Raw genomic sequence first — 19942 nt, 5'->3', positions numbered from 1 at the left:
TTGGCCTGATATCCGATCGATTAGATCAGGAAATCGTGCAGCGACTGACCGTTTGCAATGGCATTCTTAACAGGTGTCGGCGTGCGGCCCTGCCCGGTCCAGTATCTGACTTCATTATTGCCGTCGAGGTACTTATATTTTGCGGGACGAGGCGCGCGCTTCTTTTTTGCACGGGCGACGGGCGGCAAATTATTGACCAGTTCTGTCGGTAAAATGCCGTCTTCAAGCATCAGTTCACGGTACATTGCCAGCTTTTCCGCTTTTTCGCGGGCTTCGGCTGCCTGCGCGCTGGCGGCTTCACGACGTTCATTCACGATAATTTTCAGCTTTGATAGTATCTCTTCAAGATCCTCTGTAGCCATATTGCGCGCCTGTGCACGTAGCGAACGGATATTTTTCAGGCTGCTCAGGGTAAAACTCATACATCATTTCCTTAAATCTACTGATTAATAAAACGGCGATCGTTCGCCGTCATCGGCAAGGGTACCATTTATTGCGCTGTGATTTAAGTTGATGGGCGATAATCAGACGAGTCTGCGGGAATTATATGCAATTAATGTCCTGAAGAAAGGATATAACTTATGAATCCTGCCAGAATCGACATTTATCCGAAAAATGTATTCACTTTCAAAACTACTTGCCTGATTTATACTGATTGTGGAAGTAATTTCCGGCTTCCCGAATATCGTTACTTTTTTAAAAATACCAAAATCGGGCCTGGTAGTATAAAATTTCCACCGGAAAGATCAAAGGTAGTTGATATTTTTATGCTGCCAGCAGGATGGTTATTAGCAACCAGCCTGAAAACCATATTGGGAATTTATAAAAAACTATAAAAGATAGCTGAATTACCTGTCCGACAGATTCTCCGCCAGGCCATTATTTCACTGAGCAGTCCTGTCGCATAACCTCTGGTAACTATATTAACAATTTCAACCTTTAAAAGGAGGTTTCGGAAAATGCAGCCTCAGAACGTTTGCCGGGAAGGCAAGCGGTATCAGGCGCGTCATCAGCTAACTGCTACGCTGAAAGCGCAAATAGCGGAGCAGTGGCTACCCAGCAGCCTGTGGCGGAGGTTACTTAACCTGTTTATCAGCACTGACGAGCAACAAGCATACTCACTGTTGATAAGCAGTCAGGCCGGAATGAATGAGGAAAAAGTCGACCAGCTTAAGGAACCTGAGAACCAAAGGATGCTTTGCGACGTGCGCACTTAAGAATGGCTTGAGTTGCAAATTGTGCAGAACGCACGGCTGACGGAACTCAACGCGCGGGCAGATGGTGAGATTATCGGCACTGGCGTTTCCGATTTCACTCTGGACACCGTGCTCTACCCTTTTGAAGCGAATCGGCAACAGTTTGCGCCTTGCCTTCCCGCAGTCATCTGCGCCGGGATCATGCATCGACAAAGCTGGCTGGAGGTAAGCGCCAGGCAAATACTTAGTGCCCTAATAAAGATCATCCAATTAATTAATAACAACTTCCAGGTCAACTTACTGGCTAATAATTTATTTTTACCGACGCATAAAGCGCAGACACCCTCTTTGGGGAGATAAATTAACCTGCTGGATTATAACTACTTTTTTCCCGTTCCGATGATGTTTCCAGAATTTTCTAAAAAATCTTAAAAAAAGTATATTTTTTGACCCTTCCGTTATAATTAGACAAAAGAAAAACAAGAGGGGGGTATGCAAATGACCGGGGACTCAGTTTTCGAAAAAAGAAAAAATCGTGCCATGGCGATTATGGAAGGCAGGGGGATGTGGCCCAGCATCTACGCCCCTCCGTGCCATATATTTCTGTGGCGGTTGGGGATCCATGTGCCTCCACCGCCCTTCTCAACATTCTGGACGAACTTTTTCAGCTTTGCCGTCGTCTATACGCCGTTCTGGGGGATAGTAATGTGGTTTATTTTCTGGAAATCTCAGGGAGCCACGCTGCTTTATGCCGCTACCTCGACGCTGATAGCCGGTCTGGTTTTCGGGGTGATTATGGCGGCGTTCCAGGAATGGCGAAAACGAGCTAATCATCTGCCAGCGTGGGAAAAGCTATAAAAACGCGGCTGCCGGGCCTGAATCCGGCAGCCGATTTCTCGTGGCCTTTCATACTGCTGCATCATCAGGCTATTAACAGGCGGCCGTCTTTACGCATGCCGTTTCCGGCATGCGGACATCTTCCGCTGAGGTTCCCTATAGCTTTCTTAGCCCCCTGTTATGTTGTTCCATCATGCCGAACCGCAGCAGCAGCGCTTATCAAAGGCAACTGGCCAATGCGCCTGTGGAGCGCATCTTTCTCAACAGTGCTCAGTGAAGTCTGCATAGAAGCGCTGCGCCACGTCGGGATGCGAGCGCAGCCGCCCTTTTAAATAGTTCCAGCCGACCTCCCGCAGCAGCGGATTTTGCGGATCGCTGTCCGGCCCCTGCGCCAGGTTCGCCAGCGCTTCCGGCAGCTGATATACCGGCACCACGGCGTCAAGCTGGGCGCCAAGAAAAAAGGCGACAGATAAACGCTCCTGTTCCGTCTGCGGCGATACTACTCGGTGCACGGTGGCACGCAGATAGCCGTTGGTCGCCAGCTCAAGCAGCTCCCCAATATTGACTACAAACGAACCGGGTAAAGGCGTCGCCGCTGTCCATTCGCCAGGACGAATCTCAACCTCCAGACCTGGCTTATCATCCTGCAGCAGCAGCGTCAAAAAACCGGAATCCTTATGCGCGCCCACGCCCTGACGCGATTCGCTGTCGGTGCGCCCCGGATAACTGATCAGTTTGATATGTTCATTGGGGAAAGCGCCGTAAAGGCCGTCGAAAGCGTCCTGCGGCAGTTGCAGCGCCTCGGCGAAAGCGCGCAGCAGTTTCAATGCAACCTCAGTCATTTCCTGCTGCCAGCGCGTTAGCACAAGTTGCAGTTCCGGCAGCGCCTGCGGCCACTGGTTAGGCCCCTGCATTCTTTGCCATGCCGGAATATTTGGCGAGACGGGTAGCGCCTCTCGTTCCGCGCCGATATCGAACTGTTCGCGATAATCAGGCTGATTACGGGTTATCTCTACGCCAGCAAGGTTATAGCCGCGAAAATGCGGCGAATTCGCCATTTTGACCCTGAGCTTTTCTTCCGACGGTAAAGCAAAGAACGCGCGAGCAACCTGCTGCACTCTGTCGATCAATGGCTGGTTGATCCCATGATTGATCAGATAGAAAAACCCGACTTCACGTGCCGCCCGGGCAAGCGAGTCGAGCAAGGCTGAACGCTGCTGCGCCGATGCGGTTAATTGAGCGAAATCGATAACCGGAAGCGTTAACGGACTTTGTTGGCTCATGACTTTTATCCTGGCTGAAAGAGGCTTAGTTCCACATTGCCACTCCGCCTGTAGTATCTCTACGAACTATTCATGCTATCTATATGCAAATATCAGAAGTCATTTTGCCTCGTTTATTACCTGCTCTTTGCGTTAAAACCCGACCAACTCCATCAGCAGAAACGGCTAAAACTTCCTGATAAGAATATAACTATCAGCCAGAAAATAAATACTCAGCCTGGCCCACCAGATTAATTATTAATTTTTATAGCAACTCAATGGAAAAGCTTATTATTACCCAGCCACCTGAAGCTGAAATAATAACCACAAAAACATGATACAGCCTTTTATAACAGCAAGTTAGATTAAAAAATCCCCACAAATATTTAAGTACAGCTTCATTTTAACAGTAAAATTTAATTAGCAATCAAAAAACAGCTATCTCTTTGAATTTTCTACTACACTTACTCTCTTACCCATTCAGAATAAAGGAGGCCGTGTGAAAGAAATTTTTCATACAAACTATTTGAAGTTGATTACGTCAGTGACCTTCTGGGGTAACATTCTGCTGGTAGTGGTGATCACCGCTGTAACTTTCTTCCTGATCCGCAAAGTTATCTCGCTGCTGGAAAAACGGATAGGCTCGTGGGCGGAAGATCATGAAAATCGTGTGGCGCACCGCGTCTTTCTGGACGTGCTGAAAAGAACCCGGGTCACGCTGATTTTTATTGCTTCTTTTTTGTTCAGCCTGCAGTTTATCGTGCTGCCCGGCCAGGTCAGCGGCACCATCCCGCACGCCTGGTTCCTGGTGCTGGCGCTGCAAATCGCGCTGTGGCTGGATCAGGCCGTGCAGTCCTGGCTGCGCTATTCGCTGACCAATTTCGGCCCGGACTCGCACCGCAATCCTGTCACTACCATCATTCTTGGGCTGCTGTTCCGGGCGCTGGTCTGGTCGGTGATGATCCTGTCGATACTCGCCAATGCGGGCGTCAATATTACCGCGCTGGTGGCAAGCCTGGGCGTCGGCGGTATCGCCATCGCGCTCGCGGTACAGACGGTGCTGAGCGACCTTTTCGCCTCTCTTTCAATCGGTATTGATAAGCCTTTTGAGATCGGCGACTTTGTGGTGTTTAACGACGTGGCGGGCACTATCGAACATATCGGGCTGAAAACCACGCGCATCCGCAGCCTGAGCGGCGAGCAGATCGTCTGTGCCAACGCCATCCTGCTGCAGCAAACCATCCACAACTATAAAAGGATGCAGACGCGCCGTATCGTCTTCAGCTTTGGCGTGCCGCTGGCGACATCGGCCGAGCAGCTGCGCAAGATTGGCCCCATGATTGAAGAGGTGATCGGCCGCATTGATAAAACCCGCTTTGACCGCGCGCACCTGGCCTCTTTCGAGTCCGATCGCATTATGTTTGAGGTGGTACATATCCTGAAGTTTTCCGACTATAACCAGTACATGGATATTCAGCAGGAGATTAACCTGCGGATCAAAGAGTATCTGGAAGAGACAGGTATTGGCCTGGCCGGGCCGCACCGTTTTGTGACCTTTGAAAATTCGCTGCCGCAGGAGGAACAGCCTGCCTGAGGAAGATAGCCAGTACTGCCGGCTATTTTTGCCAGCAGGCGCGGCAAAAACCGTGCTCGCTGGCCGCGCGGCATCCTGACACCAGCCTGGCGATGGGTAACGCCGCTTTCAGTTAAAGAAGCGGCGTTGCCGGTTGCGTCTGATTAGCGAATATCATTAAACTTGGTTTCCTTTAGCACCGCCAGCGTTGCAGCATTGAATCTGGCTCATCCCCTGGACGATCCCATGCCCGTTAAACCCACAGCCGCGCTGTCACGCAGCGATCTCGCCGACCTGAACGCTTTTCGCATGGTGGAACGCCTGCGCAGCTTTACCAAAGCCGCCGTGGAGCTGGGCATTACTACCTCCGCGCTCAGTCACGCTATCCGCAATCTGGAAACGCGGCTGGGCGTGCGGCTGCTGAACCGCACCAGCCGCACCGTTGCCCCTACCGAAGCGGGCGCCAGCCTGGCGCGGCGGCTGAACGTCGGTTTTCAGGAGATCGGCGACGCGCTGGATGAGGTAAATCGCCTGCGCGATCGTCCGGCAGGCCGTCTGCGCCTGAATGTGCTGAGCGACGGTGCGCGACTGATTGTGGGCCGCTATCTGCCAAAGTTCCTCAGCAAGTATCCGGAGGTTGAGGTGGAAGTCTGCGTGGACGATCGCATGGTGGATATCGTGGCGGAAGGCTTCGACGCCGGTATCCGTTTTGGCGGCACCGTGCCGGAAGACTTAGTCGCCGTAAAGCTGGGCGCGGATCTGAAATGGGTTGCCGTCGCTGCGCCGCGCTATCTTTATCACCGCCCGCCGCTGCTGGAGCCTGAAGATCTTCGCGCGCATTCCTGTATCCGTATGCGCACCGGCCAGGGCGTGATCTATAAGTGGGAGTTTCGTCAGGGCAACGACTACCGCGTGATCGACGTGCCGGGACAAATTTGCGTCAGCGAAACCACGCTGGCGCTGGAGCTGGCGCTTGCCGGAACGGGTATCGCTTACTGTCTGGAAGACCGCGTAAAAGAGCCGTTGCTGAACGGCGCTCTGCACGTGGTATTGCCCGACTGGTCGCCCGTCGAACCTGCGCTATGCCTCTACTATCCGGGCCATCGGCGCGTGCCGCAGGGCCTGCGCGAACTGATTGCCCTGCTGCGCGAAGAAATAGCGGCAGAAGCACGGCGGGCGCCGCGCCAGATGACCTCAGGCGCTGTCGCCTGATGGCGCTCCGGCGACGGGCCGTCCGCTTTTTCCTGCCGGCGTCGTCCGCTATAGTAATCCTTCGCCAGCCCGTTTCGTCCCGCCAGTCATGGAGCGATCATGAGTAACCCGTCCCGTAAACGTCCGCTGAAGCTCAGCACCTCCGTCAGCCTGATGGTCGGCGCGGTGCTCGCCGTGGTTTTGCTGATCGTTCATCTGTTCTATTTTTTCCAGATAAGCCATATCACCCGCACCGGCGTTAAGGATAAAGCGCTGGCGGTGGCGCGTACCCTGGCCGATTCTGCCGAAGTACAGCGCGGCCTGCTGCTGCCCGCCGATCGCAACATTATTCAGCCGCTTACTCAGGCGGTACAGGAAAGCAACCATTTGCTGTTTGTCGTGGTCACCGATATGCGCGGTATCCGCTATTCTCACCCTGATAAAACCGCCATCAACCGCCCTTTCATCGGCGAGGATTTGCAGCCGGCGCTGGCGGGTAAGGAAAACGTGTCGATCAATCGCGGCCAGCTGGCGCAGGCGCTACGCGTATTTACGCCGATTTACGACGCCCGGCAGCGGCAGATTGGCGTGGTGGCGGTAGGTATCTCGTTGAGCGAGGTCGCGCAGCAGATCGCGCGTACCCGCTGGTCGGTACTGTGGACGGCACTGTTCGGCGTGCTGGCGGGCGCTATCGGCACCTGGTGCCTGGTGCGGGCCTCCCGCCGCGTGCTCTCCGGTCTGGAGCCTTACGAGATTTCGATGCTGTATGAGCAGCGCCAGGCGATGCTGCAATCGATTAAGGAAGGCGTTATTGCGGTGGACGATCGCGTACAGGTCACGCTGATCAACCGCGCCGCGCAGCAGCTTTTTACCGAAGCGCGCCATCCGCAGGACGAAGCGCCCGGCCCGCTCATCGCCAACCTGCGCGAAGTGGTGCAAAGCGGCGTGCCGCAGCGCGACAGAGAGCTGCATTTCAAGGGGCGCGTGCTGCTCAGCAATACCATGCCGGTGCGCAGCAAGGGCATGATTATCGGCGCGGTCTGTACCTTCAGGGATAAAACCGAGGTCAGCCAGCTGGTGCAGCGGCTGGACGGCCTGGTCAACTATGTTGACGCGCTACGCGAGCGCTCGCATGAATTTATGAACAAGCTGCATGTGATCCTCGGCCTGCTGCATATGAAAAACTACCAGCAGCTGGAAAGCTATATCCTGAAAACCGCCAACGGCTATCAGACAGAGATTGGCTCGCTGCTGATGAAAATTAAATCGCCGGTGATTGCGGGCTTTCTGTTAAGCAAGATCGAACGCGCGACCGATCGTGGCCACCGGCTGATCGTCAGCGAGGACAGCCTGCTGCCGGACTGCGGCAGCGAAACGCAGTCCGCCGCGCTGATCACCATTCTGGGTAACCTGATTGAGAACGCGCTGGAGGCCGCAGACGGCCAGCCCGGCGGCGAAATCAGCGTGCTGCTGCACTATCAGAACGGCTGGCTGGCCTGCGAGGTCAGCGATGACGGGCCGGGCATCCCGGAACCAGATGCTATCTTTGAGAAAGGCGTTTCCAGCAAAGGAGACGATCGGGGCATGGGCTTGTTCCTCGTCAAACAACAAACCGAAAGCCTTGGCGGAAAAATTATTGTAGAGTCCGAACCCGGCGTTTATACGCAATTTTTAGTCCAACTGCCCTGGGATAGAGGAAACAAAAGCGCATGATTAACGTGTTAGTCGTCGATGATGACGCCATGGTCGCCGAGTTGAACCGCTGCTATATCGGCCAGCTGGAAGGATTTCACTGCGTGGGCATAGCCTCGACCCTGCAACAGGCAAAGGAGATGGCGCTGCATGGCGGCATTGATTTGATCCTGCTGGATATCTATTTGCAGCAGGAGAGCGGGCTGGATCTGCTGCCCGCGCTGCGCCAGGCGAAGCAGGCGGTGGATGTAATTGTGATCTCTTCCGCCGCCGATGCCGATACCGTCAGGCAATCGCTGCACTACGGCGTGGTGGACTATCTGATCAAGCCTTTCCAGTTCTCGCGTTTTGAAGAGGCGCTGACCGGCTGGCGTCGCCGCAAGACGCTGATGGACAGCCAGCCCTGGTATCAGCAGGCCGATGTGGATCGGCTGCTCCACGGCGACAGGGATGCGCCAGCCGAAGGCAAACGCCTGCCGAAAGGCCTGACGCCGCAGACGCTGCGCACGCTCTGCCAGTGGATTGACGCGCATCCGGCGGAAGAGTTCTCTACCGACGAGCTGGCCGCAGCGGTCAACATCTCCCGCGTCTCCTGCCGCAAATACCTGATCTGGCTGGCGCAGTGCCATATACTCTTTACCAGCATCCACTATGGCGCAACCGGCAGGCCGGTCTACCGCTATCGGCTACAGGCCGAATACAGCGAGCTGCTTAAACAGTACTGTCAATAACCCGCCAGCGCTCGTCCAGCAGCCGGAAAGGCTGTTGGGTTGCCAGCACCACCTGCTGCTCTCGCGTTACGAAAATGGCCTCGATCTGCGGATAATCCTTCAGGAAAACAAGGCTCTGTTCTACGCCCAGGCCATACAGCAGCGTGGTAAAAATATCGCCGTCGAGCGAACGGTCAGAAATGACCGTTACGCCGAGCAGCTCGTTGTCCAGCGGATAACCGGTTTGCGGATTGAGGATATGGTGATAGAGGCGGCCGTTCAGCTCGAAGTAGCGCTCATACACGCCCGACGTCACCACCGATTTATTGCTGACGGCGACGCTGCCGATCAGCGCGCCCGGCTCGCCAAAAGGCAGCTGCACGCCTATCGCCCATGCCGTTTCGCCTGCGGGTGCATCAAGCGTTTGCAGATTGCCGCCAAGATTGATCAGCCCGCAGAAGCAGCCGCGCTGATGCAGAAAATCCCTGACCACGTCGGCGATATAGCCTTTGGCTATCGCGCCCAGGTCGATCTCCATGCCGGGCTGCGGCAGAAACACCGTCTGCTGCTGCTCGTCCAGCTGCACGCGGGCGGGATCGGTTAATGCCAGCAGCGCCTGTAGCTCGTGCGCGGGCGGCACGCTGTCGCCCTGAAAACCGATTTTCCAGCGCTTGACCAGCGGCCCGATAGCGAAGTTGAAACAGCTTCCGGCCAGCAGGCTCACTTCCCTGGCGCGTTTGATCAGCGCAAACACCGGCGCGCTGACCGCAACGGGATGGCTGCCCGCCGCCGCGTTCACCGCCATCAGCTGCGAACCGGCACGATTCACGGTAAACAGATTTTCCTGCTGGCGGATCAGGCGGAACACGTCGCCCGCCAGCTTTTCGTCGTGCTCCGCCAGCTTCAGCAGGATGGGCGAGCCCATCAGCACCGCAGAGTAAGCGTAAAGTCGCGCGTCAGCTGGCATCATGGCTCTCCGGTGTGTTAATGATGCAGGGCGAAATCAGCCGCGTGACGTCCGGCCAGCGTGCCGAAGATAATGATATCGGCAATAGCGTTGCCGCCGATACGGTTACCGCCGTGAATGCCGCCGACGACTTCACCCGCCGCCCATGCCCCGGCAATAACCTGCTGCTGCTCATCCAGCACGGCGGTATCGCTGTTGATGGTGACGCCGCCCATCGTATGGTGCACGCCGGGCGCGATGCGGATGGCGTAAAACGGCCCCTGGTTCAGCGGATGGCGCATCGCGGTCTGACGACCGAAATCCTCATCCTGCTGGCGCTCGACAAACAGGTTGTAGCGCTCCAGCGTCGCCAGCAGCGCGTGCAGATCCATATTGAGCTTGATCGCCAGCTCCTGCGGCGAAGACGCGCTGACCACAAAGCCTTTGGCAAGGTATTCGTCGGCCGCCTTGTTGTTCAGCCTGACCTGTTCGTCAAAAATCACCCAGGCGCTTTTCTCCGGCAGCGCGATAATATCCGCCGACACTTTATCGCGGGTCGCCATCTCGTTGCAGAAACGGTGTCCAGCCTGGCTGACCAGAATGGCGCCGCCGCCGCGAATCGATTCGGAGATCAGATAGGAGGTGGTTTGCTCTACCGTTGGATGGATTTGGATTTCGCCCATATCCACCGTGCCCGCGCCAAGTTTTTGCAGCAGCGCGATACCGCTGCCGGTCGCGCCCTTATGGTTAGTGGTGACAAAGCCGTCCAGCTCCGGCCGGTAATGGGTGACCATCTCGCGGTTGGCGCTGAAGCCGCCGGTGGCAACGATGACGCTGCGGGCGTTAAGAATGCGGCTGTCATAATATTCATCGACCACCTTCACGCCGCTGACCCTGCCGTCGGTATAAATGATCTCTTCCACCGAGGTTTCCAGCAGCACCTCGATATTGCGCTGGTTAATGTTTTTCACCAGGCCGCTGATCAGAAAGCCCCCTACTGCCGAGCGGTCTGCCGGACGATGGGTGCGGTCGATGCTCATGCCGCCGGTGATGGTGATATCGTTCAGCTCAATGCCTTTCGCCGCCAGCCATTCGATAGCCTCAGGCGCCAGCTCCACAAACTCTTTCAACAGCACGGGATTGTTTTTGAAATGGCCGCCTTTCAGGGTTTCTTCATAGAACAGCGTTTTGCTGTCCTTGATGCCTTTCAGCTTCTGGAAGCGCGTTTCCGCCGCGTTCATGCCTACCGAGGCCTTGATGGTATTGCCGCCGATGGTCGGCATTTTTTCGATAATGGCCACGCGCGCGCCTTCGTCATGCGCCTGGATAGCCGCCGCCAGGCCCGCGCCGCCGCTGCCGATAACCACCACGTCGTAGTTTTGCGGCGCCTGCGGATTGCCGCCCTCTTCTATTACATGCTCTTTGCTGGAGGTAGCGAGCGCCCGCGAAACCGCTTTTTTCAGGGCTTCACTTTGGGTGGTGGCGCCGGTAATCGCATCCACATGCGGGCTGTTAGCAACCAGAATGCGGTTGCGCAGGCTTTCGAAAGTGGTGGTGAAATCGACGTCGAGCGTATCGTCCGGCACCAGCGTGATATCGGTAATGCGATCGGTATCCAGCGCGACGTTGATTTTTAGCTTCAGCGCCTCCGCCTCGACTTTTTCCTGATAAACGCCCGCTTTATATTTGCGGCCGGTCGCGCTCATATCGCGGATCATCGCATCCACCAGCGAGAAGCGCCACAGCGGCTCGGGGATTTTCAGCGCCTCGCGCCGGTTGCTGTCGATATAGAGTTCCAGATGGTCGTTGTGAATAATGCGATCGGCCCAGTCAGGATAGGCGATGCAGGCTTTGCCGATTGCCACCAGATCGAAACCGTGCTCCAGCCCGCTTTCGGCATCGGCTTTATTCACCACGCCGCCGACGCCGATCACCGGAATTTTTGCCAGCGTTTCGGAGCGCATAGCGCGGAATTTGGTAATCAGCGGCGTGGGATCCTGGGTGTCGACGATAGAAGGCCGCAGCAGCTGCCCTACGGAAAAATGCACGTAGTCCAGCCCGCGCTCGGCGAGTTTTTCCAGCAGATACATCGTGTCGTCAAAGCGAATACCGGGGACTTCCAGCTCTTCCGGCGAGAAACGATAGCCGATGATAAAGGTATCGTCCGCGAAGCGTTCGGCCATTTTATGCGTGATATCCAGCACCGCCAGCGGGAAGCGCGTGCGGTTATCGCGGCTGCCGCCCCACTGGTCGTCGCGCTGGTTGGAATTGGGCGAATAGAACTGCTGGATCAGGTAAGTGTTCGCGCCGTGCAGCTCCACGCCGTCGAAGCCGGCCTTGATGGCGCGGTTCACCGCGTCACCGAATTTGGTGATCATCACCTCAACTTCTTCGCCGGTCAGCGCCTGCGGCGTGGTGGCGCCTTCACGCGGCGCGGCGATGGCGCTGGGTGCAACCGGCGTTCTGCCGCCGATTAGCTCCGGCTCCACCATCCTGCCGCCGTGATAAATTTGCAGAATAGCCTGCGAGCCTTTGGATTTGATCGCGCTTGCTATCCGCGCCAGGCCCGCGATTTTGTTATCGCTGTCAATGCCTATCGCGCCGGGAAATGCCGGCCCTTTGGGATCAATAAAACAGCACTCCACGATCACCGCGCCCAGGCTGCCGGCACGTTCGCGATAATACTCTACCAGTTCACTGGTGACGGTGCCGTCGTAGAATCCCGTACAGGTGGTCATTGGCGCCATTACCAGACGGTTTTTTAATACGGCGCCATTCGGCAGCGTCAGCGGATTAAGGATCGGGGTGAGCGTGTTCATTATTATCGACTCCAAAATTTAAATTTTTGAACCGTGTTACATAAGAAACATCTTCGCTTAATTAACGGGTTCTGCTTTATGCAATAAATATATCAATTCTGGATTTATTAAATCGGTTAATTTAGTTATTAAACTTTTTAAATTACCAGAAACAATTACCGCATTATGTCACGCCGCCACCGCTCTGATTGTTACTCATTAGTTAACTAAAAGCAAATTCCAATTGCCACCTAAAAATAAAACCAATAAAATCAATACACTAAAAATAGTACCAGCTATTTCAGGAAATAAAAACGTAACAGTAAACTGCTCTACACGTAACAATTTTGGGAAGACAATCAGGGAAAATGCATTTTCCAAAAAAAAGAACAAAATGGCTGGAAATATTTATTGATCCAGATCAATATTATTATTCAGGGCGACCTGCATTATCTTCACAGTTCCTTAATAGTATGTTAAAAACATGTTTAAAAAGGTCATCCTGTCACCAGGGTCGCGGTAAATAAGCCCGTTTAAAAAGGGCGTAGCCATTAACCGGGACATATCTCTTTTATTACTGTTAACTTGCAGATCAACACTATGAAAACAAAATCAACGTCGAGTGGATCGCCCGCCTCACCGGGAACCAAAAAACGTCTTGTTATGCTTTTTCTGCCCGTGCTGGTCACGGTGCTGCTGCTGCTGACGCCGGTCCCCGGCGGGCTGGAGCCTTACGCCTGGCGCTTCTTCGCGGTGTTCGTCGGCGTCATCGTTGGCCTGATCTTCGAACCGTTGCCCGGTGCGGTGATCGGCCTGACCGGGGTGGTGGTCATTGCCCTGTTCAGCCACTGGCTGCTGTTCAGTCCGGCCGAGCTGGCCGACCCCAAATTCCAGGCCGCCACGCAGTCCTTTAAATGGGCGGTCAGCGGGTTCGGCAACTCTACGGTCTGGCTGATTTTCGGCGCGTTTATGTTCGCTGCGGGTTATGACAAGACGCAGTTTGGCCGCCGTCTGGCGCTGATCCTGGTGAAGTATCTGGGGCGACGCAGCCTGACGCTGGGCTACGCCATTACCTTCGCCGATCTGCTGCTGGCGCCTTTTACCCCGTCCAACACGGCGCGCAGCGGCGGGACTATCTACCCGATTATTGCTAACCTGCCGCCGCTGTACGGTTCCAAACCCAACGATCCCAGCGCGCGCAAAATTGGTTCTTATTTAATGTGGGTGGCGATCACCGCAGCCTGTATTACCAGCTCGATGTTCCTGTCGGCGCTCGCGCCTAACCTGCTGGCGCTGGCGCTGGTGAAAAGCATCGTGGGCTTCGATATCTCATGGGGGAACTGGTTCCTCGCCTTCCTGCCACTGGGCCTGCTGCTGATCTTAACCATGCCTTTACTGGCCTACTGGTTCTATCCGCCGGAAGTGAAGATCAACGACGAGGTGCCGCGCTGGGCAAAAAGCGAGCTGGAAAAACTGGGCAAGCTGTCGCGCAACGAAATGCTGCTGCTGCTGTTTGTCTGCTGCGCGCTGCTGATGTGGATTTTCGCCACCAGCTGGATTGAACCGGCCATGGCGGCGCTGCTGGTCGTGGTGCTGATGCTGTGGACGGGCGTGCTGAACTGGAACGATATTACCAGCAATAAACCGGCCTGGAACACCTTCGCCTGGTTCGCCACGCTGGTGGCGTTGGCGGATGGCCTGGCGCGCGTCGGCTTTATTGCCTGGCTGGGCAAAGAAGGCGGCCAGCTGCTGACCGGCATCGATCCGCAAGTGGCGGCCGTGATGCTGCTGGTGGCCTTCTTCCTGCTGCACTACCTTTTTGCCAGCACCACCGCTCATACCACCGCGCTGCTGCCGGCCATGCTGACCATCGCTGCCGCCATTCCGGGCATCAATATGCCGGTCTACTGCCTGATGATGGTGACCTCGCTCGGCGTGATGGGGATTATTACCCCATACGGCACCGGCCCCAGCCCAATCTACTACGGCAGCGGCTATCTGCCGACCAAAGACTACTGGCGGCTTGGCACTATTTTCGGCGCGATTTTCCTCGGCGGCATGATGCTGATTGCCTATCCGTGGATGGTCATGATGTTCTGACCGTAAAAAAACCCAGGCTGACGGGCCTTTTCCGGCCCCGGCCTCTTTCCTTGCCGTGGCGCACGCTACGGCTTACCAGGTGAGCAAAATGTCAAACAAACCTTTCGTCTATCAGAACCCTTTTCCTCTCGCCCCTGACGAAACCGAATACTATCTGCTGAGCAGCGATCACGTTTCCGTCAGCGAATTCGCCGGTCAGGAAGTGCTGAAAGTCGAGCCGGAAGCGCTGACTTTGCTGGCGCAGCAGGCGTTTCACGATGCCGCTTTTATGCTGCGTCCCGCACATCAGCGCCAGGTCGCCGCTATTCTGAGCGATCCGGAGGCCAGCGAGAACGACAAGTATGTGGCGCTGCAATTTTTAAGAAACTCCGAGATCGCGGCGAAAGGCGTGCTGCCAACCTGCCAGGATACCGGCACGGCCATTATTATGGGCAAAAAAGGCCAGCGCGTCTGGACCGGCGGCGGCGATGAAGCGGCGCTGTCGCAGGGCGTTTACAACACCTACAGCCAGGATAATCTGCGCTACTCGCAGAACGTCGCGCTGGATATGTATCGCGAGATTAATACCGGTACTAACCTGCCTGCGCAGATCGATCTCTACAGCGTGGACGGCGATGAGTATAAATTTCTCTGCATGGCTAAAGGCGGCGGCTCCGCCAACAAAACCTACCTGTGGCAGGAGACGCGCGCTCTGCTCAACCCCGGCAGGCTGGAAGCCTGGCTGACCGAGAAAATGCGCACGTTGGGCACGGCGGCCTGCCCGCCTTACCATATCGCCTTTGTGATCGGCGGCACCTCGGCCGAAAGCACCCTGAAAACGGTCAAGCTGGCCTCAACGCACTACTATGACGGCCTGCCGTTTGAAGGCAATGAGCATGGCCAGGCGTTCCGCGATCGCGAGCTGGAGCAGGCGCTGCTGGCGGCCGCGCAGAAGCTGGGGCTGGGCGCCCAGTTCGGCGGCAAATACTTCGCCCACGATATTCGGGTGATCCGCCTGCCGCGCCACGGCGCTTCCTGCCCGGTCGGCATGGGCGTTTCCTGCTCCGCCGACCGCAATATCAAAGCGAAAATCAACCGCGATGGCATCTGGATTGAAAAGCTGGAGGATAATCCGGGACGCTATATTCCGGCCGAACTGCGCCAGCAGGGTGAAGGCGAGGTGCATCAGATTAACCTCAACCGGCCGATGGAAGAGGTGCTGGCGCAGCTGTCGCGCTTCCCGGTTTCCACCCGGCTTTCGCTGAGCGGTACCATTATCGTAGCGCGCGATATCGCCCATGCGAAGTTCGCCGAACGGCTGGAAAGAGGCGAAGGTTTACCGCAGTACCTGAAAGATCACCCCGTTTACTACGCCGGCCCGGCCAAAACCCCCGAAGGCTATGCTTCCGGCTCGCTTGGCCCGACGACCGCCGGACGAATGGATTCTTATGTCGATCGTTTACAGGCCAACGGCGGCAGCCTGATTATGCTGGCGAAAGGCAACCGCAGCCAGCAGGTGACCGATGCCTGTCGCGAACACGGTGGCTTTTACCTGGGCAGTATCGGCGGCCCGGCGGCGGTGCTGGCGCAGCAGAGTATCAAGAGCCTGGAGTGCGTGGAATACCCGGAACTGGGTATGGAAGCAGTGTGGAAGATTGAGGTGGAAAACTTCCCGGCGTTTATCCTGGTCGATGATAAAGGCAACGACTTTTTCACGCTGATTGCGCAAAATCAGTGCGGTAAATGCGCTAAATAATCAGCGGCCCCTTTATCGAATAAAGGAGCCAGCCATAAGCGCGCCAGATAACGGCTGCTGGCGCGCTAATACAACGACAGTGCCCTGCCCGTTACATGCCCTGTAAATTCGCTTCTTATCCACCCTGTTTATTTGCTGGCGCTGCTTACCCCCTGTAAAAATAACCTACGCCCCATCTCTGGGGGAAACAGAAGCGCGCAGTAAAAATGAACCTGATAAAATACCACAGGGTTATTTTTGAAAAACGACTGGTAAAACAAGCGGGTCTTGTTACGAGCCTGGCTATAACGATGAAAAGCTCCGTTAAGAAACAGAACACATATTCCGCCCATCTTCTTTATACTATTTCAGGAAAACGTCATTCGTTTAAAAAGAAGCGCGCAGGCTATTATTTATTATTCTCCGAAGCGTCTTTACTGGCAGACTGAAGAATAAGCGCGTAGCGCGCCAGCAGCTGTTTTAAGCGATTCTCTATTTTCCCTCTTAATACCGGCGATAGCGGATTCGACTCAAGCTGACGCAACAGCTCCTCTGCGGGCTGCATCGCTTCCAGAGGCTGCCGAAGAGTGACCAGCTGAGCCTCGAATTCCGTATAGGTAAGACAGCCAGCGCGCTGCTCCTCCGGCACCTTCACCAGCGCCAGCATTTTTTTTAATCTCAACCGTGCCGTATGCCACAGCACCAGCTGCTCCCTGGGCAGCGCGGCCAGCATAACGGCCTCCTGCCAGTTTTTATCCTGGCCGCCCAGCTCTGGCGTAACCTGGCGGGCCAGCAGAGCAATCCGCTGCGCTTTATCCGGCTCGGGCTGCATCAGCTGCAAAGCCCACGAGCCTAAAGCGCACAGCAGGCAGGCGACAACCATGCCGGCAAAAAAGCCCCGGCTACGCTCCCAAAAACTAAAACTGACCGTGAGCGCGCCAGAGCTGGTCATATCACCCGGCACGTAAACCAGCGGCGTGAACTCATCGCTACGGCCAGCCCGCGCCAGGGTCGCCCTCGTCAGCATGGTCCGGTCAGTTTTGAGCTGGCGTTCCGGCACGGTAAGCTGCGCTATAAGCTCGCTGATTTGGATATTCAGGCGATCAAGCTGGCTCAGATGCTTGTAGGCCAGCACCTCAAGCGTGTTGACATTTTGTTCCAGCTGCGCCTGCAGTCGGTAAAGCAGATCGAGATCGCTCGCTTCCGGCTGAAGCTCCTTAAGCCGTTGTTGCATCCCGGCGCTCAGCCAGGTCACAATCGCCAGCCGGGCGGAAAGCGGCTGCGGCCAGAGCGTCGGCCACTGATGTTTCATCATTGCCGTAATGATTTCAAACCCTTCGCACAATCCCGGCAGCCCGGCGCTGTGCGCCCTGGCCAGCGTATACCAGGCCACGCTTTGCAAATCCATGCCGTTCGCCCGAAAAAGCGCGATCGCGAGCGCCTCCACGCGCTGCCAGTCCGGGCCTGACTCGCCAGGCTGATTGAGCAAGGCGATTTCCTGCCGCAGGGCGGAAAATTCCGCCAGCGCGCGAGGATCGCCGCCTGTCTGCAAAATATTGTCGCCGTGTGTTGTCATGCCGGTTGTTCCTTTTTTCCAATAATTCTGTCAATCCCTGAATGGACCTCAAGCGTTTGCGTCAATATACTTTCCCACGTCACGATAAAAAATTTTCCTCAGGACAGAGGATAAAACCGTGATGTCATCCTAAAGTCACCTGTAATATATTAACCATAATAGTGATTTGCAAAAGTAATTTATCGTTCCTCGTTGCAATGAGGATGCTTCTTCACAAAACAGGCGGCTTTTATTTTCATTATTTCACCATCCGACCTTTTTCAGTAACATAAAGCGGCGGCTTGTTGGCAAGCGTAGCAAACAGCTCGCTAAACAATTATCGAAAAAAGATCCTTCATAAAACCACCGTTCCAGTTAGCGGGTTGTTTTTTACGGACGGCCGCTGATATCAGATGGCTTTCAGGAAGCTATTAGCCGCCGCATCCTGAATAAGCCATTTTTACTTTATTTGCTTAATAGATTTGATTAAATATTTCCAGTTTGTACCCCTTTTCTTTCATGCGCCGTTGATAAAAAGCCTGGTGCATCACATTTCGCGGCACCGGCCCGGGCGAACTCCGGAATTTCGTCTAAAGTTTGTTTCAGGGTCAATAACTTACAGCTATTCGATTGGGATAGGGAGAACGACTAATGCAGAAAGTTGAAAAACGTCAATGGAAAACCGTGCTGTCGCTGCCGTTGCTGATTGCCGCGCTGACGCAGGCCGGCTTCGCCGCTGCCGCCGATGGGCAGCCGCAGCCGCCTGATATGACGCTGGGGCCGCTGTTTAAGGCGGTGCAGGCCGCTAAACTGTTTCCCGATCAAAAGACCTTCGCAGACGCCCTGCCGAAAACCAGTCCCAGCCTGATCCTGGCAGACTGGCAGATGCAGAGAAAACAGCGCAATTTCGACCTGCGCCGATTTGTGAATACTAACTTCACGCTGCCCACCAACGGCCCGGCCTACGTGCCGCCTGCCGGACAGAGCCTGCGTGAACATATCGACGGGCTGTGGCCGGTACTGACCCGTAACGCCACGCCGGTTAACCAGTGGGATTCTCTGCTGGCGTTGCCCAAGCCTTACGTCGTGCCGGGCGGCCGCTTCCGGGAGATTTACTATTGGGACAGCTATTTCACGATGCTTGGCCTGGCGGAAAGCGGCCACTGGGATCGCGTGCAGGATATGGTGGATAACTTCGCCTCGCTGCTGGATAAATATGGCCATATCCCTAACGGCAACCGCAGCTATTATCTCAGCCGCTCGCAGCCGCCTTTCTTCAGCCTGATGGTCGACCTGCTGGCGACGCATAAAGGCGACAGCGTCTATCGTCAGTACCTGCCGGAGCTGCAGAAAGAGTATGACTACTGGATGAACGGCGCTGACCACCTCAAAGCGGGCGAAGCCAGCAAGCGGCTGGTGAAGCTGAAAGACGGCGCGCTGCTGAACCGCTATTGGGACGCCCGTGACGTGCCGCGTACCGAATCTTATATGGACGACATCGCGACGGTGGAAAAAGCTAAAGGACGCGATAAGGGCGAGCTTTATCGCGATCTTCGCTCGGGCGCGGCCTCCGGCTGGGATTTCAGCTCACGCTGGTTCGCTAAGCCGGACGATATCTCCTCGATTCAAACCACCGCTATTTTGCCGGTCGATCTGAACTCGCTGATGTTTCATCTGGAAAAAACGCTGGCGCGCGCCAATAAAGAGGCCGGTCAGGCGGACGCCAGCGAGCGCTTTGCGCAGCGGGCCGAACAGCGCCAGCAGGCGATTAACCGCTATTTCTGGGATGAAAAACAGGGCTGGTACGCCGACTATGACTGGAAGATGGCGCAAGTTCGTCCGCAGCTGACGGCCGCGACGCTGTTCCCGCTTTATCTCAAGGCGGCAACGGCGGATCAGGCCAACCGCACGGCGACGGCGGTCCAGGCGCAGCTGGTGAAGGAAGGCGGCCTGGTAACAACCAACGTCAACAACGGCCAGCAGTGGGATGCGCCAAACGGCTGGGCGCCGTTGCAGTGGGCAGCCGTGGAAGGGCTGAACAACTACGGCAAGCAGACGCTGGCGAAAGATATCGGCATGCGCTTTTTGAAAAACGTGCAGACCACCTATGACAAAGAGCACAAGCTGGTCGAAAAATATGTGGTGGAAGGCAATAACCTGGGCGGCGGCGGCGGCGGTGAATACCCGCTACAGGACGGCTTCGGCTGGACCAACGGCGTCACGCTGAAGTTAATGGATCTCTACTGCCCGAAAGGGGTGGTATGTAATAACGTCGGCGATATCACTAAAGGCCAGTAAGCCTTTCTTCAGGCGGTCCAGGATCGCCTGATTTCTTCCTGCTTGTTTCTCTCCCTTCGTTGCTTACCAG

General features: G+C 55.6%; 16 protein-coding genes. 11 read left to right on the top strand and 5 right to left on the bottom strand.

The annotated features are described in order from the left end of the window. Nucleotides 1–20 precede the first annotated feature (20 nt). Nucleotides 21–422, bottom strand: a complete 402-nt coding sequence (locus tag QCD69_RS08900) for an H-NS family histone-like protein (RefSeq protein WP_253454512.1) — start codon at nucleotides 420–422, stop codon at nucleotides 21–23. A gap of 159 nt (nucleotides 423–581) precedes the next feature. Between QCD69_RS08900 and QCD69_RS08895 the strand changes: the two genes are divergently transcribed. The 4 genes from QCD69_RS08895 to QCD69_RS08880 all read left to right on the top strand — a co-directional run bounded on the left by QCD69_RS08895 (nucleotide 582) and on the right by QCD69_RS08880 (nucleotide 2054). Then, on the top strand, nucleotides 582–836 hold the full coding sequence (locus QCD69_RS08895; protein ID WP_301251757.1) for a hypothetical protein: 255 nt from the start codon (nucleotides 582–584) through the stop codon (nucleotides 834–836). Nucleotides 837–959: 123 nt separating this feature from the next. Beyond that, on the top strand, nucleotides 960–1217 hold the full coding sequence (locus QCD69_RS08890) for a hypothetical protein (RefSeq protein WP_301251756.1): 258 nt from the start codon (nucleotides 960–962) through the stop codon (nucleotides 1215–1217). Nucleotides 1218–1229: 12 nt separating this feature from the next. Beyond that, on the top strand, nucleotides 1230–1556 hold the full coding sequence (locus QCD69_RS08885; protein WP_301251755.1) for a hypothetical protein: 327 nt from the start codon (nucleotides 1230–1232) through the stop codon (nucleotides 1554–1556). A gap of 132 nt (nucleotides 1557–1688) precedes the next feature. Further along, nucleotides 1689–2054 carry a DUF6404 family protein gene (locus QCD69_RS08880; RefSeq protein ID WP_253454514.1) on the top strand — a complete coding sequence of 122 codons (366 nt, stop codon included), beginning with the start codon at nucleotides 1689–1691 and terminating at the stop codon, nucleotides 2052–2054. Between the two features lie 239 nt (nucleotides 2055–2293). On the opposite strand, the gene QCD69_RS08875 is transcribed toward QCD69_RS08880, so the two are convergent. Beyond that, nucleotides 2294–3316 carry an isopenicillin N synthase family dioxygenase gene (locus QCD69_RS08875; protein ID WP_301251754.1) on the bottom strand — a complete coding sequence of 341 codons (1023 nt, stop codon included), beginning with the start codon at nucleotides 3314–3316 and terminating at the stop codon, nucleotides 2294–2296. A 478-nt stretch (nucleotides 3317–3794) separates the two neighbouring features. Here QCD69_RS08875 and QCD69_RS08870 point away from each other — a divergent pair, with 478 nt between their 5' ends. The 4 genes from QCD69_RS08870 to dcuR all read left to right on the top strand — a co-directional run bounded on the left by QCD69_RS08870 (nucleotide 3795) and on the right by dcuR (nucleotide 8482). After that, the gene (locus QCD69_RS08870; RefSeq protein ID WP_253454516.1) at nucleotides 3795–4889 is read left to right on the top strand and encodes a mechanosensitive ion channel family protein; all 1095 of its coding nucleotides are present in this window, start codon (nucleotides 3795–3797) and stop codon (nucleotides 4887–4889) included. Nucleotides 4890–5114: 225 nt separating this feature from the next. Beyond that, nucleotides 5115–6080, top strand: a complete 966-nt coding sequence (locus QCD69_RS08865; RefSeq protein ID WP_253454518.1) for a LysR family transcriptional regulator — start codon at nucleotides 5115–5117, stop codon at nucleotides 6078–6080. 99 nt (nucleotides 6081–6179) lie between these two features. Continuing rightward, entirely contained in the window at nucleotides 6180–7772 is a 1593-nt protein-coding gene (locus QCD69_RS08860) for a sensor histidine kinase (protein WP_301251753.1), read from the top strand. Further along, a complete protein-coding gene (dcuR, locus tag QCD69_RS08855; RefSeq protein ID WP_253454520.1) occupies nucleotides 7769–8482 on the top strand; it encodes a two-component system response regulator DcuR in 714 nt (237 codons plus the stop codon). The genes QCD69_RS08860 and dcuR overlap by 4 nt, the downstream gene beginning before the upstream one ends. On the opposite strand, the gene QCD69_RS08850 is transcribed toward dcuR, so the two are convergent. After that, nucleotides 8463–9428, bottom strand: a complete 966-nt coding sequence (locus tag QCD69_RS08850; RefSeq protein WP_253454521.1) for an FAD:protein FMN transferase — start codon at nucleotides 9426–9428, stop codon at nucleotides 8463–8465. The genes dcuR and QCD69_RS08850 overlap by 20 nt on opposite strands. 17 nt (nucleotides 9429–9445) lie before the next feature. Further along, complete coding sequence (locus QCD69_RS08845) at nucleotides 9446–12226, bottom strand: flavocytochrome c (RefSeq protein ID WP_253454522.1); 2781 nt, start codon at nucleotides 12224–12226, stop codon at nucleotides 9446–9448. Between the two features lie 579 nt (nucleotides 12227–12805). Here QCD69_RS08845 and QCD69_RS08840 point away from each other — a divergent pair. Both QCD69_RS08840 and fumA read left to right on the top strand, forming a co-directional pair. Next, entirely contained in the window at nucleotides 12806–14305 is a 1500-nt protein-coding gene (locus QCD69_RS08840) for a DASS family sodium-coupled anion symporter (RefSeq protein ID WP_125289686.1), read from the top strand. An 88-nt stretch (nucleotides 14306–14393) separates the two neighbouring features. Next, complete coding sequence (gene fumA, locus QCD69_RS08835; RefSeq protein WP_301251750.1) at nucleotides 14394–16040, top strand: class I fumarate hydratase FumA; 1647 nt, start codon at nucleotides 14394–14396, stop codon at nucleotides 16038–16040. Between the two features lie 388 nt (nucleotides 16041–16428). On the opposite strand, the gene QCD69_RS08830 is transcribed toward fumA, so the two are convergent. After that, on the bottom strand, nucleotides 16429–17595 hold the full coding sequence (locus QCD69_RS08830; protein WP_253454524.1) for a type VI secretion system ImpA family N-terminal domain-containing protein: 1167 nt from the start codon (nucleotides 17593–17595) through the stop codon (nucleotides 16429–16431). A 630-nt stretch (nucleotides 17596–18225) separates the two neighbouring features. Between QCD69_RS08830 and treA the strand changes: the two genes are divergently transcribed. Next, nucleotides 18226–19872 carry an alpha,alpha-trehalase TreA gene (gene treA / locus QCD69_RS08825; RefSeq protein WP_301251747.1) on the top strand — a complete coding sequence of 549 codons (1647 nt, stop codon included), beginning with the start codon at nucleotides 18226–18228 and terminating at the stop codon, nucleotides 19870–19872. Nucleotides 19873–19942 lie beyond the last annotated feature (70 nt).

Source organism: Erwinia sp. PsM31, from assembly GCF_030433775.1.
GTDB lineage: Bacteria > Pseudomonadota > Gammaproteobacteria > Enterobacterales > Enterobacteriaceae > Erwinia > Erwinia aeris.
Note: the sequence above shows the minus strand (reverse complement) of the source record. Positions and strands in the feature narration are given on the sequence as shown.